The sequence below is a fragment of the Chloroflexus sp. genome (assembly GCF_034432675.1).
Taxonomy (GTDB): Bacteria; Chloroflexota; Chloroflexia; order Chloroflexales; family Chloroflexaceae; genus Chloroflexus.
The window spans coordinates 33,764-57,422 of record NZ_DAOUBI010000001.1; the positions used below are offsets into that span (position 1 = coordinate 33,764).

Annotated in this window: 14 protein-coding genes; 9 read left to right on the forward strand and 5 right to left on the reverse strand. The window is 56.3% G+C overall.

Features of this window, described 5'->3' with window-relative positions; all coding sequences use genetic code 11:
* The first annotated feature begins 1 nt into the window (after position 1).
* Positions 2-1,231: a gephyrin-like molybdotransferase Glp gene (gene glp / locus VAE55_RS00135; RefSeq protein ID WP_322813806.1), complete on the forward strand. Its 1,230-nt coding sequence runs from the start codon at positions 2-4 to the stop codon at positions 1,229-1,231.
* Positions 1,232-1,372: 141 nt separating this feature from the next.
* The gene (gene aroB, locus VAE55_RS00140; RefSeq protein WP_322813807.1) at positions 1,373-2,497 is read left to right on the forward strand and encodes a 3-dehydroquinate synthase; all 1,125 of its coding nucleotides are present in this window, start codon (positions 1,373-1,375) and stop codon (positions 2,495-2,497) included.
* 450 nt (positions 2,498-2,947) lie between these two features.
* On the opposite strand, the gene VAE55_RS00145 is transcribed toward aroB, so the two are convergent.
* A complete protein-coding gene (locus VAE55_RS00145) occupies positions 2,948-5,803 on the reverse strand; it encodes an N-acetylmuramoyl-L-alanine amidase (RefSeq protein ID WP_322813808.1) in 2,856 nt (951 codons plus the stop codon).
* 729 nt (positions 5,804-6,532) lie between these two features.
* Between VAE55_RS00145 and VAE55_RS00150 the strand changes: the two genes are divergently transcribed.
* Together VAE55_RS00150 and VAE55_RS00155 are read left to right on the forward strand one after the other, a co-directional pair.
* Entirely contained in the window at positions 6,533-9,163 is a 2,631-nt protein-coding gene (locus tag VAE55_RS00150) for an ATP-binding protein (protein ID WP_322813809.1), read from the forward strand.
* On the forward strand, positions 9,160-10,350 hold the full coding sequence (locus VAE55_RS00155) for a hybrid sensor histidine kinase/response regulator (protein WP_322813810.1): 1,191 nt from the start codon (positions 9,160-9,162) through the stop codon (positions 10,348-10,350). The genes VAE55_RS00150 and VAE55_RS00155 overlap by 4 nt, the downstream gene beginning before the upstream one ends.
* Positions 10,351-10,424: 74 nt before the next feature.
* Here the strand turns inward: VAE55_RS00155 and VAE55_RS00160 are convergent, their stop codons facing one another.
* Together VAE55_RS00160 and VAE55_RS00165 are read right to left on the reverse strand one after the other, a co-directional pair.
* Positions 10,425-12,209 carry an ABC transporter ATP-binding protein gene (locus VAE55_RS00160; RefSeq protein ID WP_322813811.1) on the reverse strand — a complete coding sequence of 595 codons (1,785 nt, stop codon included), beginning with the start codon at positions 12,207-12,209 and terminating at the stop codon, positions 10,425-10,427.
* Between the two features lie 215 nt (positions 12,210-12,424).
* A complete protein-coding gene (locus tag VAE55_RS00165; protein ID WP_322813812.1) occupies positions 12,425-14,173 on the reverse strand; it encodes an ABC transporter ATP-binding protein in 1,749 nt (582 codons plus the stop codon).
* Between the two features lie 833 nt (positions 14,174-15,006).
* Between VAE55_RS00165 and pufB the strand changes: the two genes are divergently transcribed.
* The 5 genes from pufB (at position 15,007) to VAE55_RS00190 (ending at position 19,147) form a co-directional block, all read left to right on the forward strand.
* Positions 15,007-15,168 carry a light-harvesting antenna LH1, beta subunit gene (gene pufB / locus VAE55_RS00170; protein WP_012257957.1) on the forward strand — a complete coding sequence of 54 codons (162 nt, stop codon included), beginning with the start codon at positions 15,007-15,009 and terminating at the stop codon, positions 15,166-15,168.
* A gap of 27 nt (positions 15,169-15,195) precedes the next feature.
* Entirely contained in the window at positions 15,196-15,369 is a 174-nt protein-coding gene (gene pufA, locus VAE55_RS00175) for a light-harvesting protein (protein ID WP_012257956.1), read from the forward strand.
* A 247-nt stretch (positions 15,370-15,616) separates the two neighbouring features.
* Positions 15,617-16,861, forward strand: a complete 1,245-nt coding sequence (puf2C, locus tag VAE55_RS00180) for a cytochrome c-554 Puf2C (protein WP_322813813.1) — start codon at positions 15,617-15,619, stop codon at positions 16,859-16,861.
* Between the two features lie 73 nt (positions 16,862-16,934).
* Positions 16,935-17,858 (forward strand): chlorophyll synthase ChlG, encoded by a 924-nt coding sequence (chlG, locus tag VAE55_RS00185; protein WP_322813814.1) that lies wholly within the window; start codon positions 16,935-16,937, stop codon positions 17,856-17,858.
* 29 nt (positions 17,859-17,887) lie between these two features.
* A complete protein-coding gene (locus tag VAE55_RS00190; RefSeq protein WP_322813815.1) occupies positions 17,888-19,147 on the forward strand; it encodes a geranylgeranyl diphosphate reductase in 1,260 nt (419 codons plus the stop codon).
* 508 nt (positions 19,148-19,655) lie between these two features.
* Here VAE55_RS00190 and VAE55_RS00195 read toward each other — a convergent pair.
* Both VAE55_RS00195 and VAE55_RS00200 read right to left on the reverse strand, forming a co-directional pair.
* Complete coding sequence (locus VAE55_RS00195; protein ID WP_322813816.1) at positions 19,656-21,047, reverse strand: dipeptidase; 1,392 nt, start codon at positions 21,045-21,047, stop codon at positions 19,656-19,658.
* 54 nt (positions 21,048-21,101) lie between these two features.
* Positions 21,102-23,636: an SDR family NAD(P)-dependent oxidoreductase gene (locus VAE55_RS00200; protein ID WP_322813817.1), complete on the reverse strand. Its 2,535-nt coding sequence runs from the start codon at positions 23,634-23,636 to the stop codon at positions 21,102-21,104.
* Positions 23,637-23,659: the final 23 nt, after the last annotated feature.

Genomic DNA, 23,659 nt, shown 5'->3' on the forward strand with positions numbered 1-23,659 from the left:
GATGTCCGAGATGCTCCGTGAATCACCGTATCCAATGGTTAGCATCGCCGAAGCAACGGCGACGATCATGGCGCAGGCTCGTCCGCTGGCGAGTGAGGAGATTGAAGCGTTTTCCGCGCTCGGTCGGGTATTGGCCGGCGAAATCACGTCACCGGAAGATATTCCTGACGTGCCCAAGTCGGCGATGGACGGCTATGCCCTCCGCGCCGCCGATGGTCTTACCCCTCGGCGCGTGGTGGGTGAATTGACCGCAGGCGGTGCCGCAGCGGTTATACTTGCGCCCGGTGAAGCCACTCGCATTATGACCGGTGCCCCACTTCCACCCGGCGCCGATGCAATGATCCCGGTCGAACTGACCACAGAACGCGATGGAATGCTCTACATCCAGCGCGAGCTACAACCCGGCGATTACGTCCACGTTGTCGGCCAGGATGTCAGACGCGGTCAGACCATTCTGACCATCGGTACTACTATTAGCGCCGCCGAGATTGGCATCTTAGCGACCCTTGGCATTACCCGGATTCCCGTGTATCGCCAGCCCCGGGTCGCGATCCTGGCAACCGGTGATGAAGTGGTCGAGCCGGGTAGTCCTCGTCCTGCCGGTGCCGTTCGCGATAGCAATCGGTATGCGTTGATGGCCGCGGTCCGCGAGGCCGGCGGCATCCCGATCTCACTCGGTATCGCCCGCGATGATCGTGATGTACAACGTCAGGCGATCCTGCACGGCCTGGATCAGGCCGATGTCCTGATCACCAGTGGCGGGGTCAGTATGGGGACGCGCGATCTGATTAAACCGTTACTGGCCGAACTCGGCACCGTCCATTTTGGTCGGATTGCTTTCAAGCCGGGAAAACCAACCACCTTCGCCACCATCGGCGGCAAGCTGGTCTTCGGCTTACCGGGCTATCCGGTCTCTTCACTGGTATCGTTCGAGGTCTTCGTTCGCCCGGCGCTGCGGGTGTTGCAAGGTGATGCCTCACCGTTCCGCCCCCAGATCGAGGTCACACTTGCCGAACCAATCCGCCCTTCACCTGATCGCTCTGAGTATCAGCGCATTATCGTGCGCTATCAGGAAGGACGCTTCACCGCAGTCACAACCGGTAGCCAGAGCAGCTCGCGCCTGCTCTCGCTACGTGGTGCCAATGGCCTGCTGCTCGTACCGGCTGGCGACACGGTCTACCCTGCCGGTAGCACCTTGCCCGCGCTCCTGACCGGTCCGCTCATTGTGTAGAGGATACAACTCGTGGAATGGTTTCTGCTCCAAACCGTCGAACCGTGGCCCGGTCCACTGACATATCTTGGTATCGCCCTTTTACTGATTGCGGCGCTGATGACGATCATCAATCGGCGTCGCAAACCCTGACAGCGAACAATGATCACAACCACGCTCACAGTTACGACCAGCACAACTCCCTACCCGGTCATCGTCGGGGCAGGTATCCTGTCTAACCTCGCCGACTACCTGGCCGAACGTGCCCTGCGTGGGACAGCCTGGATTGTTGCCGATGAACACCTGACCGCCATTGCCAATCAGACAGCAGCCCACCTGAAAGCAGCCGGGTACCGCGTTCATACAACTACTGTGCCATCAGGTGAACAGAGCAAATCGTTTGGTGAACTGAACCGACTGTACGACTGGATGATCGAACACGGGATCGAACGCCGTGATGTCGTCCTGGCCCTCGGTGGTGGCGTGGTCGGTGACCTGGCAGGGTTTGCGGCAGCAACCATCTTGCGCGGTGTGGCCCTCGTCCAGATACCGAGCACGCTGCTGGCGATGGTTGATGCTGCGGTAGGTGGTAAAACCGGTATCAACCATCCGCTAGGCAAAAACCTGATCGGAGCTTTTCATCAACCACGGCTGGTGTTAGCCGACACCAACCTGCTGGCGACGCTACCGGCCCGCGAGCTACGCGCCGGCTGGGCCGAAGTGATCAAACACGGTGTCATTCGCGATGCCGAATTGTTTGGCGCCCTGGAAACACTCGCCGCAACCCAACGCTGGCACGCAGACAATCCGGCTACCTGGGATGCGACCGATCCGGCTCTCATCGGTGAACTAACCGGCATCATCGCCCGCGCTATTGCGGTCAAAGTCGACGTTGTATCACGTGATGAATTTGAACGCGGCGAACGTATCACGCTCAATTACGGACATACCATCGGTCACGCTATCGAGCAACTGCTTGGGTATCGCCTCCTGCACGGCGAATGCGTCGCCATCGGCATGGATGCCGCTGCGCGCATTGCCGTCGCCCTGGGCATCTGCCCGCCGGCCCTGGTTGAACGACAGCGTAACCTGCTCGCTGCCTACGGCCTATCAACCACACTACCGGCAGACCTTGACCGCAGTGCGATCCTGACTCTCATCGGTCGCGACAAAAAGGTACAGGCCGGGAATGTGCGCTGGGTCTTGCCAACCGCCATCGGTCAGGTCGTCGTGCGCGCCGACGTGCCGCTTGAGATGGTTGAAGCGGTGCTGAGTGACAAGGACTGAAGCGTGCAGGCCACGCAGCAATCGCGATCTGGTACGACATCGACAAGCGGACCCCGATCAGTAATAGCCTGGCTATTGCCTTTGTCTGCTGTACGGGCATATGCATGGTGAGATAACGTGTACTGGTTGAATGTTGTTAGGCGTTGGGGCGATCCGCGTGCATCTGCGAGTATCCGTAGAAATATCTGCGGAACACGGATGCGTGCGGCTCTGGCAGATATGCGCCGATATGCTACTAGCTATGGTGATCTATCACTGACCATACGTATCGTGCGCGTCACCGTTGGATGCCTATGCAGCAGAGAGGGCGTATTGGAGCGCATGCTATCCTCTGTATCTTAGATTGCAGACCCTATTCTGTTTTCCTCATTGATGTTGGTCAGGTCGGTAAGACCCAGGAGTAACCCGGCCTCCTGTTAGTACAACAGCGTCTCTGCAACGCCACTCAACTCACTCCCGTGCCACTAGGGGGAGCATCACCTGATACAATGTCACATTGCTGTTAACCCGAAACTGGAGACTGACGACCTCAGACTCATTGCCATTGCTGTCGAACGCCTGATACCGCAGATGGTAGTCGCCATCAGCCAATGCTCCTATCTCGATAAACGGTTCGGTGGTTGTCACCCAAGTCTCGCCATCCCAGGAATAGCGCAGCAGCGTGCTCCCACCACCCAGGTCCGAGGCACTCAACCGCAAACCGTCGAGACGCCGGAACAACGCCCCAAGTATCTCACCACTGCTCAGACCATCGCGCACCAGTTGAAAATCGCTTACCCCCGGCTCCTTCACCCGATAGCCAACCGCTGCACTCCCGTCGAGTTCAAAATACTTGACGGACAGGGTATGGAGACCGGCCGTCAGTGTGATCGTACCGGTCAGCGTTCGGAGTGGATGCAGACCGGTATTCGCCACAACTAATCGCTCGTTCACCCACAGCCATGCCCCATCGTCACTACTCAGCTCGAAGGTGTACTCTCCGCTGACCGGTGCCACGAAGGTGCGTGTCTGTTCAATGAGGAAGTGATTGTTGCGCTCAGGCACCGGTCCTCCGTCTCTCCAATCGCGTAGTTCGCCATACCAGACAAAACTCCCTAATAGGGCACCACGCCGAATCGAGAGCGGGTTCTGGGTGCGGGCCAGCAGGCGTTCAGGTGTATTGGCTAACTCATAGACCATTGCCAGCGGTTGGAACAACCCGGTATAACGGGTGACCTGGGGCGGTTGACGTTCGGGCGTGATCGTAATCTGTTGCTCGGCTTGCGCAAGAGCGACATAGCTGACATACTCATGAATCGCCCCTGCCCGTAATTTCACCACACCCGGCGTGCGAAAACGCACGTAGCCGACAATAGTTTGCGTCTCACCGGGATCAAGACGGCCACTGATCCCCCACCGCCACGGATAGCCACCCGTCTCACCAGCACATGGCACAGTGCGATCTTGCGGGCCTAACATCACACGGAAACGACCCGCCTCTTTCGGAAAGGTGGGATAGTCCTGGTTTGCCGCACCGAGAAAACATTCACCTTCATCGTAGACGTAGCCTTCACGTTCAAACTGATCGCTACTTACATCGAAAACACTCCCACCCTGGGGGTCTTGACCGTAGATCGGGTCAGAACCGACATTACGGACGGTAAAGCGCACCGGCAACACCTCACCGGCGGCAATCGTCGTCGCGCCATATTCAACGGCAACCAGTTCCATGCGCTGGCGAGAGGTGTCAATCGGTTGCCATTGCACAGCATCAAACAGCACTGCTCGCTGGCCGCTGAGCGGTTCACCGGTGAGGTCTGAGAGATAAAGACTGGCGGTACTGGCAGCAAAATTGTAGGTGCCAAGATCGATCCAGCCGGTTTGAGCGGCCTGATTGACTACCCGTTCCACCACGCCACCGGCTGTCGTAATGCGGTAACGCGCCTGTTGACTTACATTCAGCCCGGTACAATTGGCAGGCACGTGGACTAAAACCCGATAGACACCAGAGGCCGGTAAATTGGGGCGCCAGGTTGCGTAGTTTGTGCTTTCGGACTGTTTATCAGTTGCAAAGGTATACAGTGTTGTACCACCGTATCCACATGCTATCTGATACCAGTTCGCATTGCTGCGGGTGAACCCACTCTCGTGTTCTTCAACGATCAGATCGCCATTGTCGGGTTGACTTTCACCTGCCAGCCGTGCCTGAACACGCTGCCGAATCTGCGGCAGCAGATTGAAGAGCGCATCACCTGGACAGGTGGTATGGCCCGGTGTCACCTGGCGATGACCACTGATATGGTCAATCACCGCACCGGGATTGAACGGCGCACAGAAGCGGGAGATTGAACACCCATAGTAGAAACTGCGCCCAAACGGATCGATCCGCTTCTGGTCAGCCTTCCAGGCTAACAGAGCCACCAGTGAGTCAACAGCCACGGCAGTAGGTGCCGCGCTGCTATACGTACCGATCAGCGAAACACCCATTGAACCATAGTTGGCCGTATCGTGAAAACCAACGACATCATCACCGCCAGCTCGCCCTTCGTAGATAACACCATTCGGATCGATCAGGTAGTGGTAACCAATGTCGCCCCAGCCCCGTGTGTAGGTATGGAATGACCAGATTGCCCGCACCCGGTCAGCCCAGGTCTGACCTGCAGCCAGGGTGTTGGAGTCGGCAGTGTGATGAATCACCAGATGGCGTAACGGATAGTAGGCCGGTGGCGCCAGCGGACTGGTTTGGCCGTGAGGATTGCCCCACGCTGTCCGACTGACAACCGGCGGACGGGCGACTGCTGCCGGCTGGCTGGACATCGTCGCGGTTGGTGCTGCCGGGCCAAAACGACTATCCACCGTACTCACGAGGAGCGAATGGAATGTGGATGGCGCCGAAGGTGCATCAACTCGCACCTGATACCAGCGCCGGTCGGCACCGACATAGACCATCTCGCTCCAGTGCAGATCGGGGCTATCCGCAGGTTGCCACAGCTCATCATCTTCCTGCACCTCATACCAGTCGCTCCAGACCACACCATCAGCACTGACCCGCAAGGCCAGTCGCGGATTGAGGTTGGGGGCTGCAGACCAGCGTAGCAGCATGTGGGTAAATGGACGAGGAGTCGGCGTCGGTGGGGTAAGGAACCCGTCGGCAGCCGGCAACAATGGCAGTGTATCGCCTGGTACAACTGTTTGATCGGTTACAAAAAGCTGTTCATCAGGCCGTCCATCAGCAGTTCGTTCCAAACCTGCCGATCTTGCCGACCATGGTAACATCAGCGCCCAGAGGATGCCGATACATATCACGAGACGAAACCAGGAAGTCATCGCACACCTCGGCGATAAGATAGCTTCTCCATCAATCATGCTAACGATACTGCGTCGTAAAAGGCGAGAGGTCTGGGTGACGAAATGATGACAGGCCAGGAAGTCATCTCTCCCATCTGTGACAGGCTTTACAGGAGAGTTCGCATTAGAGCGTATTTCATAAAAAGCCTTGCTGCTGTGCTACCCAACCATTGCACAGGCACATACACGCTTGCCAATCACCAAAGACAGCCTACCGCTCCTGGCCCGTTGGCAGAGCGCAGCTCCGGTCGTGCCATCAACTCACTGAATTGGTTGCCTTGCCCGTTCACCATGCGTGTGTCGCGGAGTTTGGAGTGCGGCAGCATGGCTGCCGCAGCAGCCGTGCTCACGATCCGGTGTGTGGCACGCTGTTGACCATACTGGTCACGGAAATGCTGTGTGATAGTCTCGATCATCGAGTCGGTCAGTAATGATAGCTTCTAGTAAATGTTTTCTGAAATAAGTTCTACGCAGCCCAGGACTTCAGGCTGTGCCAGCACAAAGACCTTGCGCTTCTGACCTCCACATAGCATAGGTTTTTAGCCCGTGCCAACGGGTGTATCATTCCACAGACAGGTGAACCGTCTCACGCACTGTAAGGCATCCGTCATCTCGTGATAATTGCGATTCAGGCCGCTTTCTGTTACCATACATAACGATTTGATACCAATAGCCGAGACACGGCTACCAACATAGTTGTGTGCATCTATGATGAACGCCATTCGCTCAAGCATACAGCTCAAAATCCTGCTTCTCCTGCTCGGTCTGGCCTTACCACCGCTGATTATTGTTGGATGGCTCGGACTGAGCAGTTTGAATATTGCCCGTGAAACGGCTGTCGTTGAGGGCACAAACGCCCTCCGCCAGCAGGCGACCGCCAGCCTGCGCCAACGTGCCGCCGACAAGGCCCAGTTTTACGATGCATCGCTTATCGGTGTCCAGCAACAGGTAGAAACCGTTGCCGATTACGCCCTGCAACGCTACAACACACCGGTGGTCGCGTTCAGCAACGAGCGGGTCTGGATAGCGCCCCGCCCTAGCGAAGACTTGCTGCAAACCTACGCTGCCGAAATCGGATATGTGCGACGCGTTATCCCTCTCTTGCGCGAAATCGTGGCTAATAATCCGTTGGTCAACATTGGCTATATCGCGCTGGAGACGGGAGGCATTATTGCCTTTGACAACGAAGCCGTCATCGATCAGTTGTTAACCCTCGAATCGTTCGATCCGCGAGTACGTCCGTGGTACGTCAAAGCCCGTGATGCCGGCACAACGGTGTGGACAGAGCCGTATATTGATGCCAATACCGGTTTGCTGACAACAACGTGTGCTAGTCCGCTATACGACGAGCAGAATCGATTTATTGGCGTGGTCGCATTTGATCTATTGCTCGATACAATCCAGCAAGACCTGTTGACGGTTGATGTTGGTTCAAGCGGGTATGCCCTGCTCATCAATGCGAATGGCGATGTTGTGGTTCGGCCCAACATGCAAGCGAATGGACGCTGGGATCAGCCATACCAGACTGAAAACCTGCTCAATTCAACCAACACCGACCTCCGGGCTGTCGCCGAGCAGATGGTGGCACGGCAATCAGGCGTGCAACTCATTCAGGAAGATGGACAGTCCAGCTACGTGGCTTATGCCCCAATTACCACTGCTGGCTGGAGTGTGGCGCTGGTGATACCCGCCAATGAGATTGATGCACCGGCAATCGCCACCGGTCAGCGCCTCAGTGAGAGCCAGAGCCGATTGTGGAATCAGCTCGTCGTAGTCTTGTTGATGATCATTATCTCCATCGGCTTTCTCGGACTCTTACTGTCGTTCTCGTTCACCAGTCGGATCAGCGTCCTCCGCGAGGGCGTGCAGGCGGTAGCGGGTGGCGATCTCTCGCGACGCCTGCCCGTAGCCGGAATTGACGAGATTGGGCAACTGGTTGACGCCTTCAACCGCATGACCGATACGCTGCAGAGCAAAATTGTCGAGCTGGAAGAAAATGCCCGTCAACTCGCCATCCTCAATGCCGTCTCCAATGAATTAAAAAGCATTCTCTCCTGGCCGATCTTGCTGGAGACTATTCCAAAAGTGGTGTGTGAGCGATTTGGCTTTGACCGAGCAGTATTGTATCTGGTTGACGGTGATGTCTTGCGGGCTGTAAGTGCTTCATTTGGCCCCGGCAATGAAGAACAGGCACAACAGTTTCTTGCAGTTGCCAACGCACATCCACTGCGGGTAGACGGTGGCAGTGTCGAAGCAGATGTCGTGCGGAGCCGGAAGGCTATCATTGTTGATAATCCCTGGGAACATCCGCGGGTTGACAAGATCAAACAAGCCGCCTCAGCCAGTCGTTCGTATGTCCAGGCGCCTATCTTTGGTCGCAACGATGTGGTGATCGGGATTATTTCGGCAGATTATAAACTGAGTCAGCGTCCGCTGCAGGCGCGTGATGCTGCCCAACTGCTGACCTTCGCCAGCATGGTTGGCCTGACGATTGAGAATGTCCAGCTCTACAACGACCTCGAGCAACAGGTAGCGCAACGAACCGAAGAGCTGCGGGTGGCGTTGGAGCGGGCACAACTGGCCGACCGGCGCAAGAGCGATTTTCTGGCCAGTATCAGCCATGAGCTTCGCACACCGTTGAATGCCATTATTGGTTTTTCTACAGTGTTGCTCGATGATACCGAACAGCCGTTAACCCCTACACAGCGCGAAGACATTCAGAGTATCAACCGTAATGGGCGCTTCCTGCTTCATCTCATCAATGAATTACTTGACCTGGCTCGCATCGAAGCCGGTCATCTCAATCTGGAAATTAGCAGTATCAACCTCTACCAGATTACGAGCGAGGTCTGTGACACCGTCCAGACGTTGCTGAGAAACCGGCCGGTAACGTTGCGCAATGCAGTTCCAGTCACACTACCCGATATTGCTGCTGATGGTGATCGACTACGGCAGATTCTGTTTAATCTCCTCTCGAATGCTATCAAGTTTACAGAACGTGGTACTATTACAATAAGCGCACGAGTGCATGATGAAGTAAATGAAGACGGGAAAGTCGGGCGGTATGTTGCGGTCAGTGTGTCAGATACCGGCATCGGAATACCGCTGGAACGACAACACGAGATTTTCAGCGAATTTGTTCAGATTCACGGTCGCCGGTCACGGCTCAGCGGTACCGGTTTAGGATTGGCGATCACGCGCAAATTAGTGCTGGCCCAGGGGGGAAGAATTTGGGTTGATAGTACACCAGGGATTGGTTCAACATTTACCTTCACGATACCGGTTGCGCAACCGGCATTGCTGGCAGCGCCGGTAAACATTGACACAACGACGCTATGAACCAGTTGCCACAAATTCTGTACATTGAAGACAACCCAGACAATCAACGTCTGGTCCAGCGAGTACTCAGCGCCCGTGGCTATCAGGTCGTTATCGCAGAAGACGGACCGAGTGGGCTCGCCCTCGCCCGCACGAACCATCCAACACTGGTACTGGTCGATCTCGGCATCCCCGGTCTCGATGGCTACGAAACGACAACCCGCCTGCGTTCACTGGCTCACATGCATAATGTACCGATTATCGCCCTGACCGCAGATGCCTCACCCGGCTCACGCGAACGAGCATTGGTTGCCGGCTGTGATGGGTATCTGAGTAAGCCGATTGACGCTCGTGTGCTGCCGGCACAGATCGCCGAATTCATTGAGGGGCGCCGTGAACGCTTGCCGGAAGTTATGGAGACGGAGCTGCTACGCTCGTACAACCAGAAGCTGGTCGAGCGTCTTGAGGCGCGGGTACGTGAACTGACCCTGGCCAACGCCCAACTGCAAGACCTCGACCGGATGAAGGATCAGTTCCTGGCAACCCTCTCGCACGAACTCCGCACCCCCCTCACGTCGCTCCTTGGTTATCTCGAACTCTTTGACCGCGGCATGCTGGGTCCGCTCACACCACAGCAGGAAGAAGCGGTTCGCGTCATGCGGCGCAGCAGCGAAGTGCTAGCCCGCCAGCTCAACAACCTGCTCTACTTTCAAGAGGTACGCAGTCGGTCACTCAATTTTGTGCAATTACAGCCACTCGATATCCTGCGTCCACTTATCGCCGCTGCTCGCGAACGGGCAACACAGGCGCAGTTGCAGTTCGATGTCCTCATTTCCGAGATGCAGCCGATTGAGGTTGACCGCTCGGCATTTGAACATCTGATACGCAATCTCCTCGACAACGCCTTTCAGTACACCAAACCCGGTGGGCGAGTTCGGTTCATCGCCCGTGATGAACCAACCCGCCTGATCATTCGGGTCGAAGATACCGGGATCGGCATTCCTGCCGGCGAGCACGAAAAAATCTTCCTTCCCTTCTACCAGGTTGATCATTCGCTGGCTCGTGAACATCCCGGCAGTGGGCTTGGGCTGGCGATTGTACGCCATATCCTCGAAGCGCACGGTGGTCAGATCGCGCTGCGGAGCGCCCCTGGCGAGGGCAGTGCGTTTACGGTAGCTATTCCGCGCCGACAGGTAGTAAGTGAGTGATTGATCACCACAGCGACACGGAGAGCACAGAGAGTTGTTAAGATTCTCTGTGTCTCTGTGGTGAACACTGCCACCTACTCACTCATGCCGGCAAACTGCAACTGATACAGGCGGTAGTAATAGCCGTGCCGCGCCAGCAGCTCATCATGGGTTCCGTCCTCTACCACTCGTCCCTTATGCAGCACGATAATCCGATCAACGTGGCGAATGGTGCTCAAGCGATGGGCAATGATGATGCTCGTGCGGCCCCGCATCAATCGCGCCAGCGCCTCCTGGATGAGGGCTTCAGTCTCGGTATCAACACTGCTGGTTGCTTCATCGAGAATCAGCAATACTTCAGGGTTAAAGGCAATAGCTCTGGCAAAGGCCAGTAACTGACGTTGGCCGATAGAGAGATTCGCTCCCCGTTCGCGCACTTTGTGGTTGTAGCCACCCGGCAGCCGTTCGATAAACCGGTGGGCGCCGACCAGTTCTGTAGCGGCCCGCACCTGATCGTCGCTGATCGCGTTATTGTGCAGGCGAATATTACTGGCGATAGTCCCACTGAAACAGACCGAGTCCTGCGGCACTGCTGCAACGTGCCGCCGTAATTCAGCCTGCGGCAGATCGCGAATGTCGATCCCATCGAGCGTGATACTGCCCTGCTGCACATCGTAGAACCGGGCCAGCAGCCCGACCAGCGAACTCTTGCCGGCACCGGTCGCGCCAACGATAGCAACCGACTGCCCGGCAGGAATATGCAGACTGATCCCACGCAGCACGGGTTCCTGCGGATTGTAGCCAAACACGACGTTGCGCAACTCAATCTCACCCCGTACCGGTGTCGGCAAGGTACGGGGTTGCACCGGGTCGCGCACCTCAGCCTGCGTATCGAGCACCGCAAAAATCCGCTCTGCTGACGCCATTGCCGACTGCAAAACGGTGTACCGTTCAGCCAAATTGCGGATGGGTTGAAAGGCGCGTTCGAGATATTGAATAAACGCTACCAGCATACCTAGCGACGCCCAACCAGCCAGCACGCCATTGCCACCGCCCCACAACAGTGCTGCTGTGCCGATGGCGGCCAGCAGGTTGACCGATGGAATAAAGATCGCGAAGATCAGCACTGAACGGATGTTGGCCTGCATGTAGTCATCACTCAAACGGGCAAACGCTGCCTGACTGCGTGCTTCCCCGTTGAAGAGCTGGGTCACCAGGACACCGCTAATCTGCTCGCTGAGAAAGGCATTGATCCGGGCCAGGCGCTGCCGTACCAGGCGATATGCCGTGCGCATAAAGCGCTGGTAGATGGAAACAATCAGCATCAAGACGGGCAACGTCGCCAGACTGATCAAGGCCAGACGCCAGTTCAGCACAAACATCACCACAATAATCCCGATCAGGGTCAGCAGATCGGCCACGATCATCACCACACCCTGAGTCAGGAACTCGTTGAGCGCATCAACATCATTGGTAATGCGCGTGATCAACCGCCCCACCGGGTTGCGATTGAAGAAAGAGAGACTCATGTACTGAATGTGACGAAAGATCGCAACCCGCAAATCCTTCATCACCTGCTGACCGACGCTATTGATGAAGTAGGAATGGCTATAGCGGAATAGAAAATTGGCCAGCAACGCGCCAAGAAAGGCGACAAAGTAGGGCCAGACGCCGTCAATGGCACCGGCACTAATCGGACCATCGATGGCCTGTTGGATCAACAACGGTGGTACCAGATCAGAGAGGATCGCTCCGATCAATAGCACAATTGCAACACTGAGCCGTCCCCAATAGGGAATGACGTAGGTTGCCAGACGCCGCACCAAACGGCCATCGTAGGCTTTACCGAGAATTGTGTCATCATCGAACTGATGTGCCACCCTGAACTCCTTATGACTGAAAATACGCCAGACCTGCTTAGAACCTATCCGAAAAATCGCTTCTGAGGCACTTTTCGTAGGGCGAGATGGCATCTCGCCCCACTTTTCGGATAGGCTCTTAGTGCCTATCCAGATATGCCCGAGTCTCTTTGATGATGATGAAGGCAATGCCTTCGTCCAGTCCTTTAAGGTTCTGCTGACACATTCCGAACCTGCTAATCATCACGTTCCAGCTCAGCGGCGAGCAACTCGCGGCGATACATAGCTGCGTAACGTCCGTTACGGGCAAGCAGTTCTTGATGCGAACCACGTTCAACAATCTGACCTTCGTCCAGCACAATGATCTGGTCGGCATCACGCACGGTGGCAATCCGCTGGGCAATGATGATAGTCGTCCGACCGGTCATCTCGGTGCGGAGGCCGGCCAGAATCTGGGCCGCCGTGTGAGTATCAACGCTACTCAACGCATCATCGAGGACCAGAATCCGCGGATCGCGCATTAAGGCCCGGGCAATCGCAACCCGTTGTTTCTGACCACCAGACAGCGTAACTCCTCGTTCACCAACCATCGTCTCCATACCACCAGGTAGCTGATCCAGATCATTGACCAGACGAGACACCTCAACCACGTGATTGAGGCGATCAGGATCAACCGTTTCGACACCAAACCCAATATTCTCGCGCAACGGAATACTGAAGAGAAAACTCTCCTGCGGCACATAGCCAATCATTCGTCGGAGTGCAGCCAGATCGAGATCACGAACATCAATCCCATCAACCAACACCTGCCCGACATCAGGATCGCGCACACGACCAAGGAGATTGATCAACGTCGTCTTCCCGGCACCGGTAGCGCCAACAATAGCCAGCACCGTACCTGCCGGCACCCGGAACGACAGATCGCGCAGCAGCCATTGCTGATCGGAATGGTCGGCCCGCACACCCACACCACGAAACTCAATTTCGCCCTTGCCGGCAGGCAGACGTGGCGTTGCCGGCGAGGTAATCAGCGATTGACGGCGGAGAATGTCACTTAACCGTTCGAGCGAAGCGGTTGCCTGTTGAAACAGATTAACCATCCAGCCCAGAATGATCATCGGGAAGGCCAGCAGCGCCAGATACGCATTGAACTGCACCAGCTCACCGATAGTCAGCGTCCCGGCAGCTACCATCTGCCCACCAACCAGCAAGATCAACGCCGCAATCAGACCGAGGCAGAGCGTCATTGCCGGCCACAACGCGCCCGACAGCAGCACATAACGTAGATTCAGATCACGGTATCGCTCGTTATCAGCGGTAAACACCGCAATCTCAGCCTCTTCCTGAGCAAAGGCTTTCACTGTGCGAATGCCGGCAAAATTCTCCTGGGCACGAGTCGACAGCACACCAAACTGATCCTGCACCCGATGGAAAATCTGGCGCATCCGGCCACCGATAGCGACAAACACAATCGTTGCCAACGGCAACAACAAGACCACAATCAACGCCAGCACCGGCTGAACCAGAAACATCAACACAGCGGCAGCCAGAAAGGTCAGAATCGCAGTAGCAGCACCGTTAAGCCCAGGGCCAAGAAACTGACGAACCGCACTCAAATCGTTCGTCAGACGCGCCATCAGATCGCCGGTATAGTTCTGCTGATAAAACATCTGCTCAAACGACAACAGACGATCAAACAGATCGGCACGCAGATCGTTCTCAATCCGATATGACGTCACTGCAATCAACATACGCTGGGCAAATTTCAGGCCACCATCGATTAGGGCCAGACCGATCAGTGCGCCACCAAACCAGACCAATTCCAGCGGAACGATAGTGCCGTTGGCAACCCGATCAACTGCCAGGCGCAAGACCAGCGGAGCGAGAGCGCTGACGGATGCGCCAAGGGCTGCTGCCAGCAAACCCAGCAGCAAACGACGACGGTAACGATGCAGATACGGAAACAACAGACGCAGGTGGTGCATAGCAACTCCTGACAAGACAAATATCGTCATAGCAGTATAACCGGTCTGATGAGAGATTGGCGTCAGTCGTAGGATGGAAGTTCTTTTCAGGAAACCATGAATGATGAAGATGGTAGGGCACAAAAAATTCAGCACTTGCACCTATGCAATCAGAAGACTGCCGTGACGCAACACATCCATACTCAACTAGAACTTATTTCGTAAAAATCTGTGTGGTCGTGCTACCCGACCATCGCACAGGCGAAGGGCTGACGATCATCTCTAGCCAATGCCATCACTGGTTGGATAGGTGGCCTTGCCCGTTTGTCAGGCGTGTGTCGCGGAGTTTGGAGTGCGGCAGCGTGGCTGCCGCACCAGCCATGCTCACGATGCATGCGCGTGTTACGCCGTTTACCCTGCTGGTCACGGGGATACGGTGTGTGCTCGTCACAATCATGGAGTCGGTCAGTATTGAGATAACTTCTAGCAACCCAATAATGCATCGCTGGGAATCATGGCTACCCAGCCGTAACATCACGCAGGTACGCTACGAATCAACCGAATTATCGACCAACAACATCTGCACGCACCCAACCCAAAGCAGTTACAGGCATTTGAAACAACCTGCTTACTGAGCACGGAATGCCAGAAGAATCGCAACCTGGGATTGTCTTTTTTCTTAAAAGCAACGGATTGACATTTTTCTTTGATTTCTATATAATTTAAGCAACACACCGCCGTTGCATGGTCTTCAACGAATACCGCTGAAGGGCACTTACGATAGCGGAAATTTCGCAGGAGGCCAGCCGGGTGTCAGTCAATCTCGCCGGTAGCAGAAGAGTGGAGGTTCGCCCATGCGCGACGACGATGATCTGGTTCCACCAAAATGGCGTCCGCTGTTTAACAATCAGGACTGGCTGCTGCACGACATCGTGGTGAAGTCGTTCTACGGCTTTGGTGTCATTGCAGCCATTGCCCACCTGCTGGTCTATCTCTGGAAACCGTGGCTTCCCTAGATGATGTAGAGTGAGGAGGGACTATTCATGCAGCCTCGTAGCCCGGTGCGGACGAATATCGTCATTTTTACTATTCTCGGTTTTGTGGTGGCGCTGCTTATCCACTTCATCGTTCTGAGCAGCCCAGAGTACAACTGGTTGTCGAATGCCGAAGGCGGTGCTCTGCTGTTAAGTGCAGCGCGTGCGCTGTTCGGAATTTGACCGATGGCGGGCCGACCACGGCTCGCGTGAGACGGCAACCGCCAGCAGCGTTTCTGCTGGCGGTTGTTGTTCGCAGGCGACGGAGATTCGGCGTTTTTGCACATAAATAAAAAGTTGACCTCACAAAATAATTCGTGTATACTAAATATTACCACATAGTCAAGGGCGGCGTCGCCCTTCCGCCGCAATCTCTCGCTTTTATCGGCACCGATAATATCGGTTTGCCGATCTGGATCAGGAGAGGCCCATGCAATCGTCACGACCAAGTGATCGACAATTAGCGATCGTTGTTTCGGTGGCGGTGGGAATCGTTGTCGCGGTCATTACGACGGCCACCTTCTGGTGGGTATACGATTTGACGTTAGGCCGTGCGCAACGGGAGGCCGCACAAACAGCCGGTGCCCGCTGGAGTCCAAGTGACGGGATTAAAGTTATCACCAGCTCACCTCCGGTCACTCCCACCGATGGCCGCCAGAACTGGATGGGTACGCAGGCATGGAACGAAGGAGTACAGGCTGGTCAGGCCTGGGTCCAACAGTATCCAAACACGGTAAATGTCCAGGTGCTGGTAGGGATGAGTTCAGCCCAAATCTGGACGTATATGCAGCAGTATGTTTCGGGTGCCCTTGGGGTTGGTTGTCAATATTGTCACAACATCAACAACTTTGCCAGTGATGAATATCCGCAAAAGATTGCTGCCCGCAACATGTTGCGCCTGGTACGTGACGTGAATGCAGAGTTCATTGTCAACCTCCCTAACTGGCAGGGGAATTATGTCCAGTGCGCAACCTGTCATAACAATGCACCTAATAATCTTGAGGGATTCGGCGCTCAATTTATCAATTCGGTGCCACCGATTAAGGTAACGGTTGATCCGCTCGATGCCAATGGAATGGCGATTCTTGACCCGGCGCAGAAGCCCGAAGCGATTCGCGAGCCGGTGCTGCTCAAAGATGCCATCCTATTCTATATTTACAATTATCAGGTCTGGAAGCCATTTGATCCCAATGATCCCGAAAGTGGGCGTGGTTCACTTGCCCTGACCTACGATGGCGGTCGCACCCAGGATCAGGTGACCATTAACCAGAACGTGATGAACTATCAGTCCTGGTCGCTTGGGGTTGGCTGTACGTTCTGTCACAACTCGCGTAACTTTGTGGCCTATGAACTGAATCCGGCTGGCGATAATGTCCTTAATCCGCTGTACGCCTACAATAAGTTGAAGGCACAACGTATGTTGCTGCTGACAACCTGGCTGGCCGAGAACTGGCCGCGCTACGGCGCGATCGGGAAACCTGAAATTCCGACCGGCCCTGGTGCTGCAAGCCGCTATTCGTACCAGCGCCTCGGAGATGGTCAGGTATATAATGTGCCCGGCTGTTACACCTGCCACCAGGGAAATAATATCCCACTGGCGTCAATCAATCAGGCCGATATTCCATCTGGTGATGCAGGGATTGTGGTCTTACCACCTCAAATTCGCGGACGGTAAACGATCGTGTTGAAGGGGGCGTGAATGCGCCCCCGCGCCATCAATGCGCTAGAGAGCATTTCCCATGAGCGACATGAGCGATCAAACCAGGCTATCTTCTCCTCCGTCGCTACCCCTGCACAAACAGCCCCAATCGCGCTATGCATGGTTGGTGCGTTCGATCCAGTTGATGAAACCGGTTACCTGGTTCGCGCCAACCTGGGCCTTTATGTGTGGCGCTATTGCCAGCGGTGCCCTGAGCTGGAATGAGTCGATTGGCCGTCTGCTCCTTGGTATGTTTATGGCCGGTCCCATCCTGTGTGGCCTGTCACAAGTCGTCAACGATTACGCCGACCGTGAAGTCGATGCTATCAATGAGCCGCATCGCCTCATTCCTTCGGGACAGGTCTCATTACGGCACGTCTATACTTTGACCGCTATCCTCACCTGGATCGGAGCGAGTATTGCCCTTTTCCTGGGCCGACAGGTTGCTTTTTTTGTCGCGCTGGGCCTGGTATTCGCTCTCGCCTACAGTTTGCGGCCGATCCGGGGCAAGCGCAATGGCTGGATCGGTAACGCACTGGTGGCTATCTCCTACGAAGGTCTGGCCTGGATGGCCGGCCACGCCGCGTTTGCCCCGCTGACCGGTGAGAGTGTGACGATTGCACTCCTCTATTCGCTCGGTGCTCACGGCATTATGACCGTCAATGATTTCAAGAGCATTCGTGGCGATACCATCATGGGTATTCGTTCGATACCGGTACAGTACGGCAAAGTTATGGCTGCGCGGATGGTCGTGACAACCATGGGTGTGGCGCAGATTGCGGTGATCGGGTTGCTCTTCCATTGGGGCCATCCGGTTGCGGCAACGGTTGTCGCGATCTTACTGGCAGCGCAGAGCATTCCTAACGCCCGCTTTATCCGTGACCCTGAAAACAATGAGGTCTTTTTCAACGCGACCGCGATTATGCTCTATGTCTGGGGCATGTTGGCGGCAGCAATTGGTCTGGCAGCTTGACGGGCTTGTGCCCCTAGAGGTGGGTTGGAATGGCACCACGGGTTCTGATTGTTGGCGCATCGGTAGGCGGAGCGACCGCAGCCATCACGCTGCGGTCGTTCGGTATCGAGACCATCATGCTTGAAAAGGAGTTGAGCAAGGCTAAGCCGTGTGGTGGCGCAATACCGCCAGCCGCCTTTCGTGAATTCGATCTCCCGACCAGCCTGATTGACCGGAAAGTAAAGCAGTGTCTGATCGTGTCGCCGTCGGGTCAGGAGACACGTGTTCCGGTAGCCGGCACGATCCCCAGTGACGATGATTACGTCGCCATGGTGCGGCGCGAGGTCTTCGATAACTTTTTGCGGCAGCGCGCCCAAGAGCGCGGTGCCGATCTGATCCACGCCCAGTTGACCGGTTTGCGGGTTGACCGGCGTGGGGTTGTCGCTACCTACCGCACGCCATCCGGCCATGAAGGTTCAGTCTGGGCCGATGTGGTCATCGGCGCCGATGGTGCCTATTCGCCAACGGCGAAGTTTCTCGGCTTACCCCATCTCCCCCGAGCAGTGGCCATTCAAGAGCGCATTAAGCTCCCCCCAGACAAGATGGTGCGCTGGGAGGAGACGGCTGACCTGTATCTCGGCTATGAAGTCAGTCCCGATCTGTACGCCTGGGCCTTCCCCAAGCGTGACCATATCGCCGTAGGTATCGGTGCCGGCCCTCGCCATAGTACCGCAGCAAAACAGTTGTTGACGAACCTCAAGCGGCGGCTTGGTGATGCCCTGGCCGGTGGACAGACGATCCTGCGTGAGGCACACGCTCTACCAATGGAGCCACGGCCACATATGGCATTTGACCGTGCAATGCTGATCGGGGATGCAGCCGGCTTAGTCGTACATACCTCCGGTGAAGGTATCTATTGGGCAATGAAGAGTGGCCAGATGGCAGCCCAAACACTGGCCGAGTATCTTGATGCTCCCAGTGCAGCAAACCTGCGCCACTACGAGCGGCGCTGGTGGAAACAGTACGGCACGATGTACCGCTTCTTGCGCTTTTTGCAGATGTGGGGCTACGGTAACGAGCGGCAGATGGAGGTATTTACTGAAATGTGCCGTAATTACGATGTGCAACGCTTGACCTTCGACAGCTATATGCACAAACAGATGGCCCCCGCACCCTGGTTAGCCCAGTTGCGGATGACTGCCGAGATTATTGCCAGTGAGGTTCGCAATTATCTCCGCCCACGAACGCCGATACGAGAACAGTTGGGATTGACGGTGGTCGAAAAAGAGCGCATGGTCGCCGCAGATTAGGCGGGGTAGGTTGGGAACCCGCCCTGTATCCAACCTGACCCGTGCCCAACCTGCCCGTATCCAAATCGCCCGTACCTAACCCGCCCTCTGCCCAACCTGACCCGTTCCCGACCCGCCCTATTGCGGCGGTAGGGGCGGGTTGCTGACCCGCCCCCCCAACTCATTGCGATAGGAATTTCAAGCGCGGACAGAACCTGTAATATTAAATCTTGACGACCACAGTGCATGATTCAGGTTGTCAGATCCCTGCAGGAATGCTACCACAAAGTATGGTGCCAGGAAGATCTTTGATAAGGTGCCAGAACTTCTATCGCACCAGGTTTGATACGACCAGAAGGGTGACAGATACGACCTGCAACCGGTGTAGCGTACAGTGGGTGCAGACACATAGCATCCGCACGCCAAGCCATGCGACCCGCTAGCTCAGAGTGTGGAACGTAGCCAAGCCAGTGTGTAATGTCTATGTGGATGTACGAAATAGCTTCCGGGTTTTGCTCAAAAGAAGTCTTCAGCTTGAGGCATATATATCTGTCAGTTCGGCCAGATAGTGAATGATCATTGCACTGCCGCCAAACAGGCAGGGCAGAAATATCTTTTCATTCGGCGCGTGCAGGTTGTCGTCAGGCAGACCAAAACCGGTAATGACAAGTGGGACATGCAGATGTTTCTGGAAGGTCGCCGCAATTGGCAGGGTGCCCCCGCCAATCGAGAAGGCCGCCGGTCGTCCAAATGCTCTGGCGAAGGCTGTCGAAGCCGCCTGCACCGTTGGATGGCGATAATCAACCAGCACCGGCCACGATGCACTCAATACCTCTACCGATACCTGTACGGTTGATGGCGCCTGCTGCTGCAAGAAGTTCTGCACCAGTTCACCAATTTCAACCGGGTCTTGATGTGGCACCAGACGCATCGAGAGTTTGGCCCTGGCCTGAGCCGGGATCACCGTCTTTTTGCCCGGCCCCGTGAAACCGCCACTGATGCCATGAATGTCGAAGGTTGGCCTGATGCTGGCCCGCTCAAGCGGCGTAAAGCCCTCTTCGCCGGCCAGCACCGGCACACCAGTCAGTGCCTGCAATACCGCATCACTCACCGGTAGGCGATTGATAAACGCTCGCTCTTCGTCATCAACGATACGCACTTTCTGGTAAAACCCCGGTACCCGAACCCGGCGTGTATCACCATCTTGCAGTGCGGCAAGCAGGCGCACCAGCACGTTGAATGGGTTATCTACCACACCGCCAAAGGTGCCGGAGTGGAGATCGGTCTTCGGGCCACGCACGGTCACTTCCAGATAACAATTGCCCCGTGTGCCGTAGAGGATGAGCGGTTGTTGCGGACTGAGCATCATCGAATCAACCAACAACACCGCATCACAACGCAGCCGTTCTGCCTGATCGGCCACGAACCGATGAAGCAGCGTACTCGAAACTTCTTCTTCACCCTCGATGATCAATTTAACGTTAACCGGCAAACGACCGCTAGTCTGGAGACAGGAAGCCAGGGCAAAGATCACGGCCATAACCTGTCCCTTGTCATCGGATGCGCCGCGAGCGTAGAGGTTCTCACCGATCAGCGAGGGCGTAAAGGGTGGTGTATGCCATTCAGCGACCGGGTCGGCAGGCTGTACATCATAATGGCCGTAGATAAGCAGCGTAGGCGCTTGTTCAGCACCAATCCATTCGCTGTAGACCAATGGCAGCCCATGGTCGGCGACAATCTCAGTGTGGTGCATCCCAATATGCCGCAGGTAGGTTGCCAGCCATTCAGCGGCTCGCCCCATATCGGCCCAGTGGGCCGGATCCATGCTTACACTGGGGATGCTGAGCAATTCGTACAGTGCAGACAGATGTTGATCACGATGTTCCGTAAGATAACTCAACGCAGCGGCCACCGGGGTCATCGCATCCTCCTTGATGAATATGTCGCTTGAAAGCAGAATCGCTTACCGGTTATTCTACTCTACAATCCACGGTAGACCGCTGACGGCACTGCTGCGTTGTTCGGGATCGGTGACGACGTTGATCAATGCCGGTTTTCCCGCTGCAAAAGCGCGCCGTATAGCCGGCACCAGTTCGTCGAGGCGCGAGACATATTCGCCGTGCCCGCCGAGAGCACGGGCCAGTTCATCGTAACGGGTTGGATTGAGCGCTGTGCCGACGATGGCTGCGTCTCCCCACCGTCGTCGCTGACCGTCGCGCGTCTCACCCCAGCCGGCATCGTTGGCGACGACTACCACAATCGGCAACTGGTGGCGTACCGCGGTATCAAACTCCATCCCACAGAGACCAAAGGCACCATCACCCATAATTGCCACCACCGGCGCATCGGGTCTGGCCAGTTTAGCCCCGATAGCAAAGCCTAAGCCGACGCCGAGATGTCCGGTACTGCCAACCCACAGCACGCCGCTGGGGACGAAAGCGTCGAGGTATTGGATGGCGAAGGCTGCACTGTAACCGCCATCGACAACCTTGATCGCTTTGCGGGGAAGGCATTCGGCTAGCGCCTGCATCAGTTCAATCGAATGGATTGGTCGTTGATCGCGGGTTGATAATTGGGCCGCAGCAGCCGTTTGCTGGCGCATCGCAGCGATACTGCCGTGTGCTAGCGCCGGCCACTCTGCATCCATTGCCCACGGCCCGGTTGCCGACACCATTGCGTTCAATTGCCGCAGTGCCTGCGCCGCATCAGCGACAATTCCGATCTCAATCGGTCGTGTCTTGCCGATACTTTCGGGATGGAGATCAATCTGGGCTACCGGTGCATCAGGCGAGAAGAGCGGCGGTCGTCCATAACCGATTGTCCAATCGAGCCGGGTGCCGATAACCAGAAAGGCGTCGGCCAGGGCGGCGGGAGACGGGTAAAAGCCGGCTGCCAGCGGATGATCGTCAGGGATGATTCCGCGTGCCAGGTTGCGCGTCAACACCGGAATGCCGGTTGTCTGGACAAAGCGAACGAGTTCGGCTTCGCCGTGCGCCCACCAGACCCCGCTGCCGGCAATAATCAGGGGCCGACGTGCCTTGCGTAGCATCTCGATCACCTGCCGGAGCAAGTCGGGATCGGCCAGCGGGCCGCTCGTCACCCGATAGTGACGCGGTTGAGGGACGGTCTCAACATCAATGGTCACCTGCATCACCTCAAGTGGAAAGTCCAGAAAGGCCGGCCCAGGCCGACCGGTAGTTGCATGTCTGATGGCAGCAGCCGTGTATTCGGGTAGGCGCCTGGTCTCGAAGCAGGTGCGTTGCCATTTCGTGATCGGGCGCACGAACCGGAGCTGGTCAATTGCCTGCATGACTCCAATATCCCGTCCGGCCAGTGAACCTTGAGCTGAAACGACAATCATCGGCACCTGCGCTTCATAAGCTACCTCGATCCCGGCCACCGCATTCACCAACCCCGGCGCAGCATCAACGGTGAGCAAGGCAGGACGACGCGCCAGTCGGGCAAACGCATCGGCCATATGGGCGGCATGCATTTCGTTGCGGGCATCGATGACACACAAGCCCTCTTCGCGACAGGCATTGACGATCTGATAGTTGTGACCACCGACAATAGTGAAGGCATGGGTGATACCCGCTTCCCGCAACGTTCGTACCACCAGCCAGCCACCATCACCGCGCACTTTCGGCAACGGTGGTGGCGTTGATTCGGCTGTCAGCCGGTAGACAAACCGTACCAGATCATCGTGACTCATCTGCTGACGCAGACCCAGCAAGCCGGTACGATCAGGTGCGCCAACTCGCCGACGAATCGGTGGCGGATCGGCATCGGCAACGTCGAGAATGGCCTGGGCAACTTCAGCGGGATCACGCGCCGTTTCCCAGGCAGCGGACAGGGCTGACGCCATTCGTAACGCACGATCGGCGTAGGGACTATCAGGTTTCAGCGCCGAACGGGCCTGGGCAATCGCATTCGCCGGCATCGCCGTCTTGAACATCCCACAGGGTTGAACGACCGAGACGTGGATGCCGAACGGAGCCACCTCTTGATACAGACTGTCGGAAAAACCTTCCACTGCATGCTTGGTTGCAGTGTAGAGACCTTGAAACGGGAAGCCGATGACCCCGCTATCCGATGAAAGATTGATAATCCGTCCACCACCAGCCGCCCGCATCACCGGCAAGACAGCCTGCGTGATCAGCATCATCCCGATGATATTGACATCGAACAGGCGCCGGATGTCGGTCAATGACACCTCTTCGAGCGGGCCACCGTGACCCAGACCGGCGTTATTCACCAGCACGTCGATTCGTCCAAACCGCTCGATCACTGCTGCCACACCAGCCTGGATGGTCATCGGATCGGTAAGATCGATAGCGACCGGAAACAGACATCCGTCTGCTGAGGAAGGTAGCGCGGCGAGCAGTTCGAGGCTACGGTCGGCAGCAGCGACATACTCGCCACGTTCGAGAAGCTGTCGCACGAGGCTGCGCCCAAAACCACCTCCGGCACCGGTGATCAACCAGACTCGTCGAGAGATTGTCGCTGTCATACTATCCCTTCCTGCAGCTATGC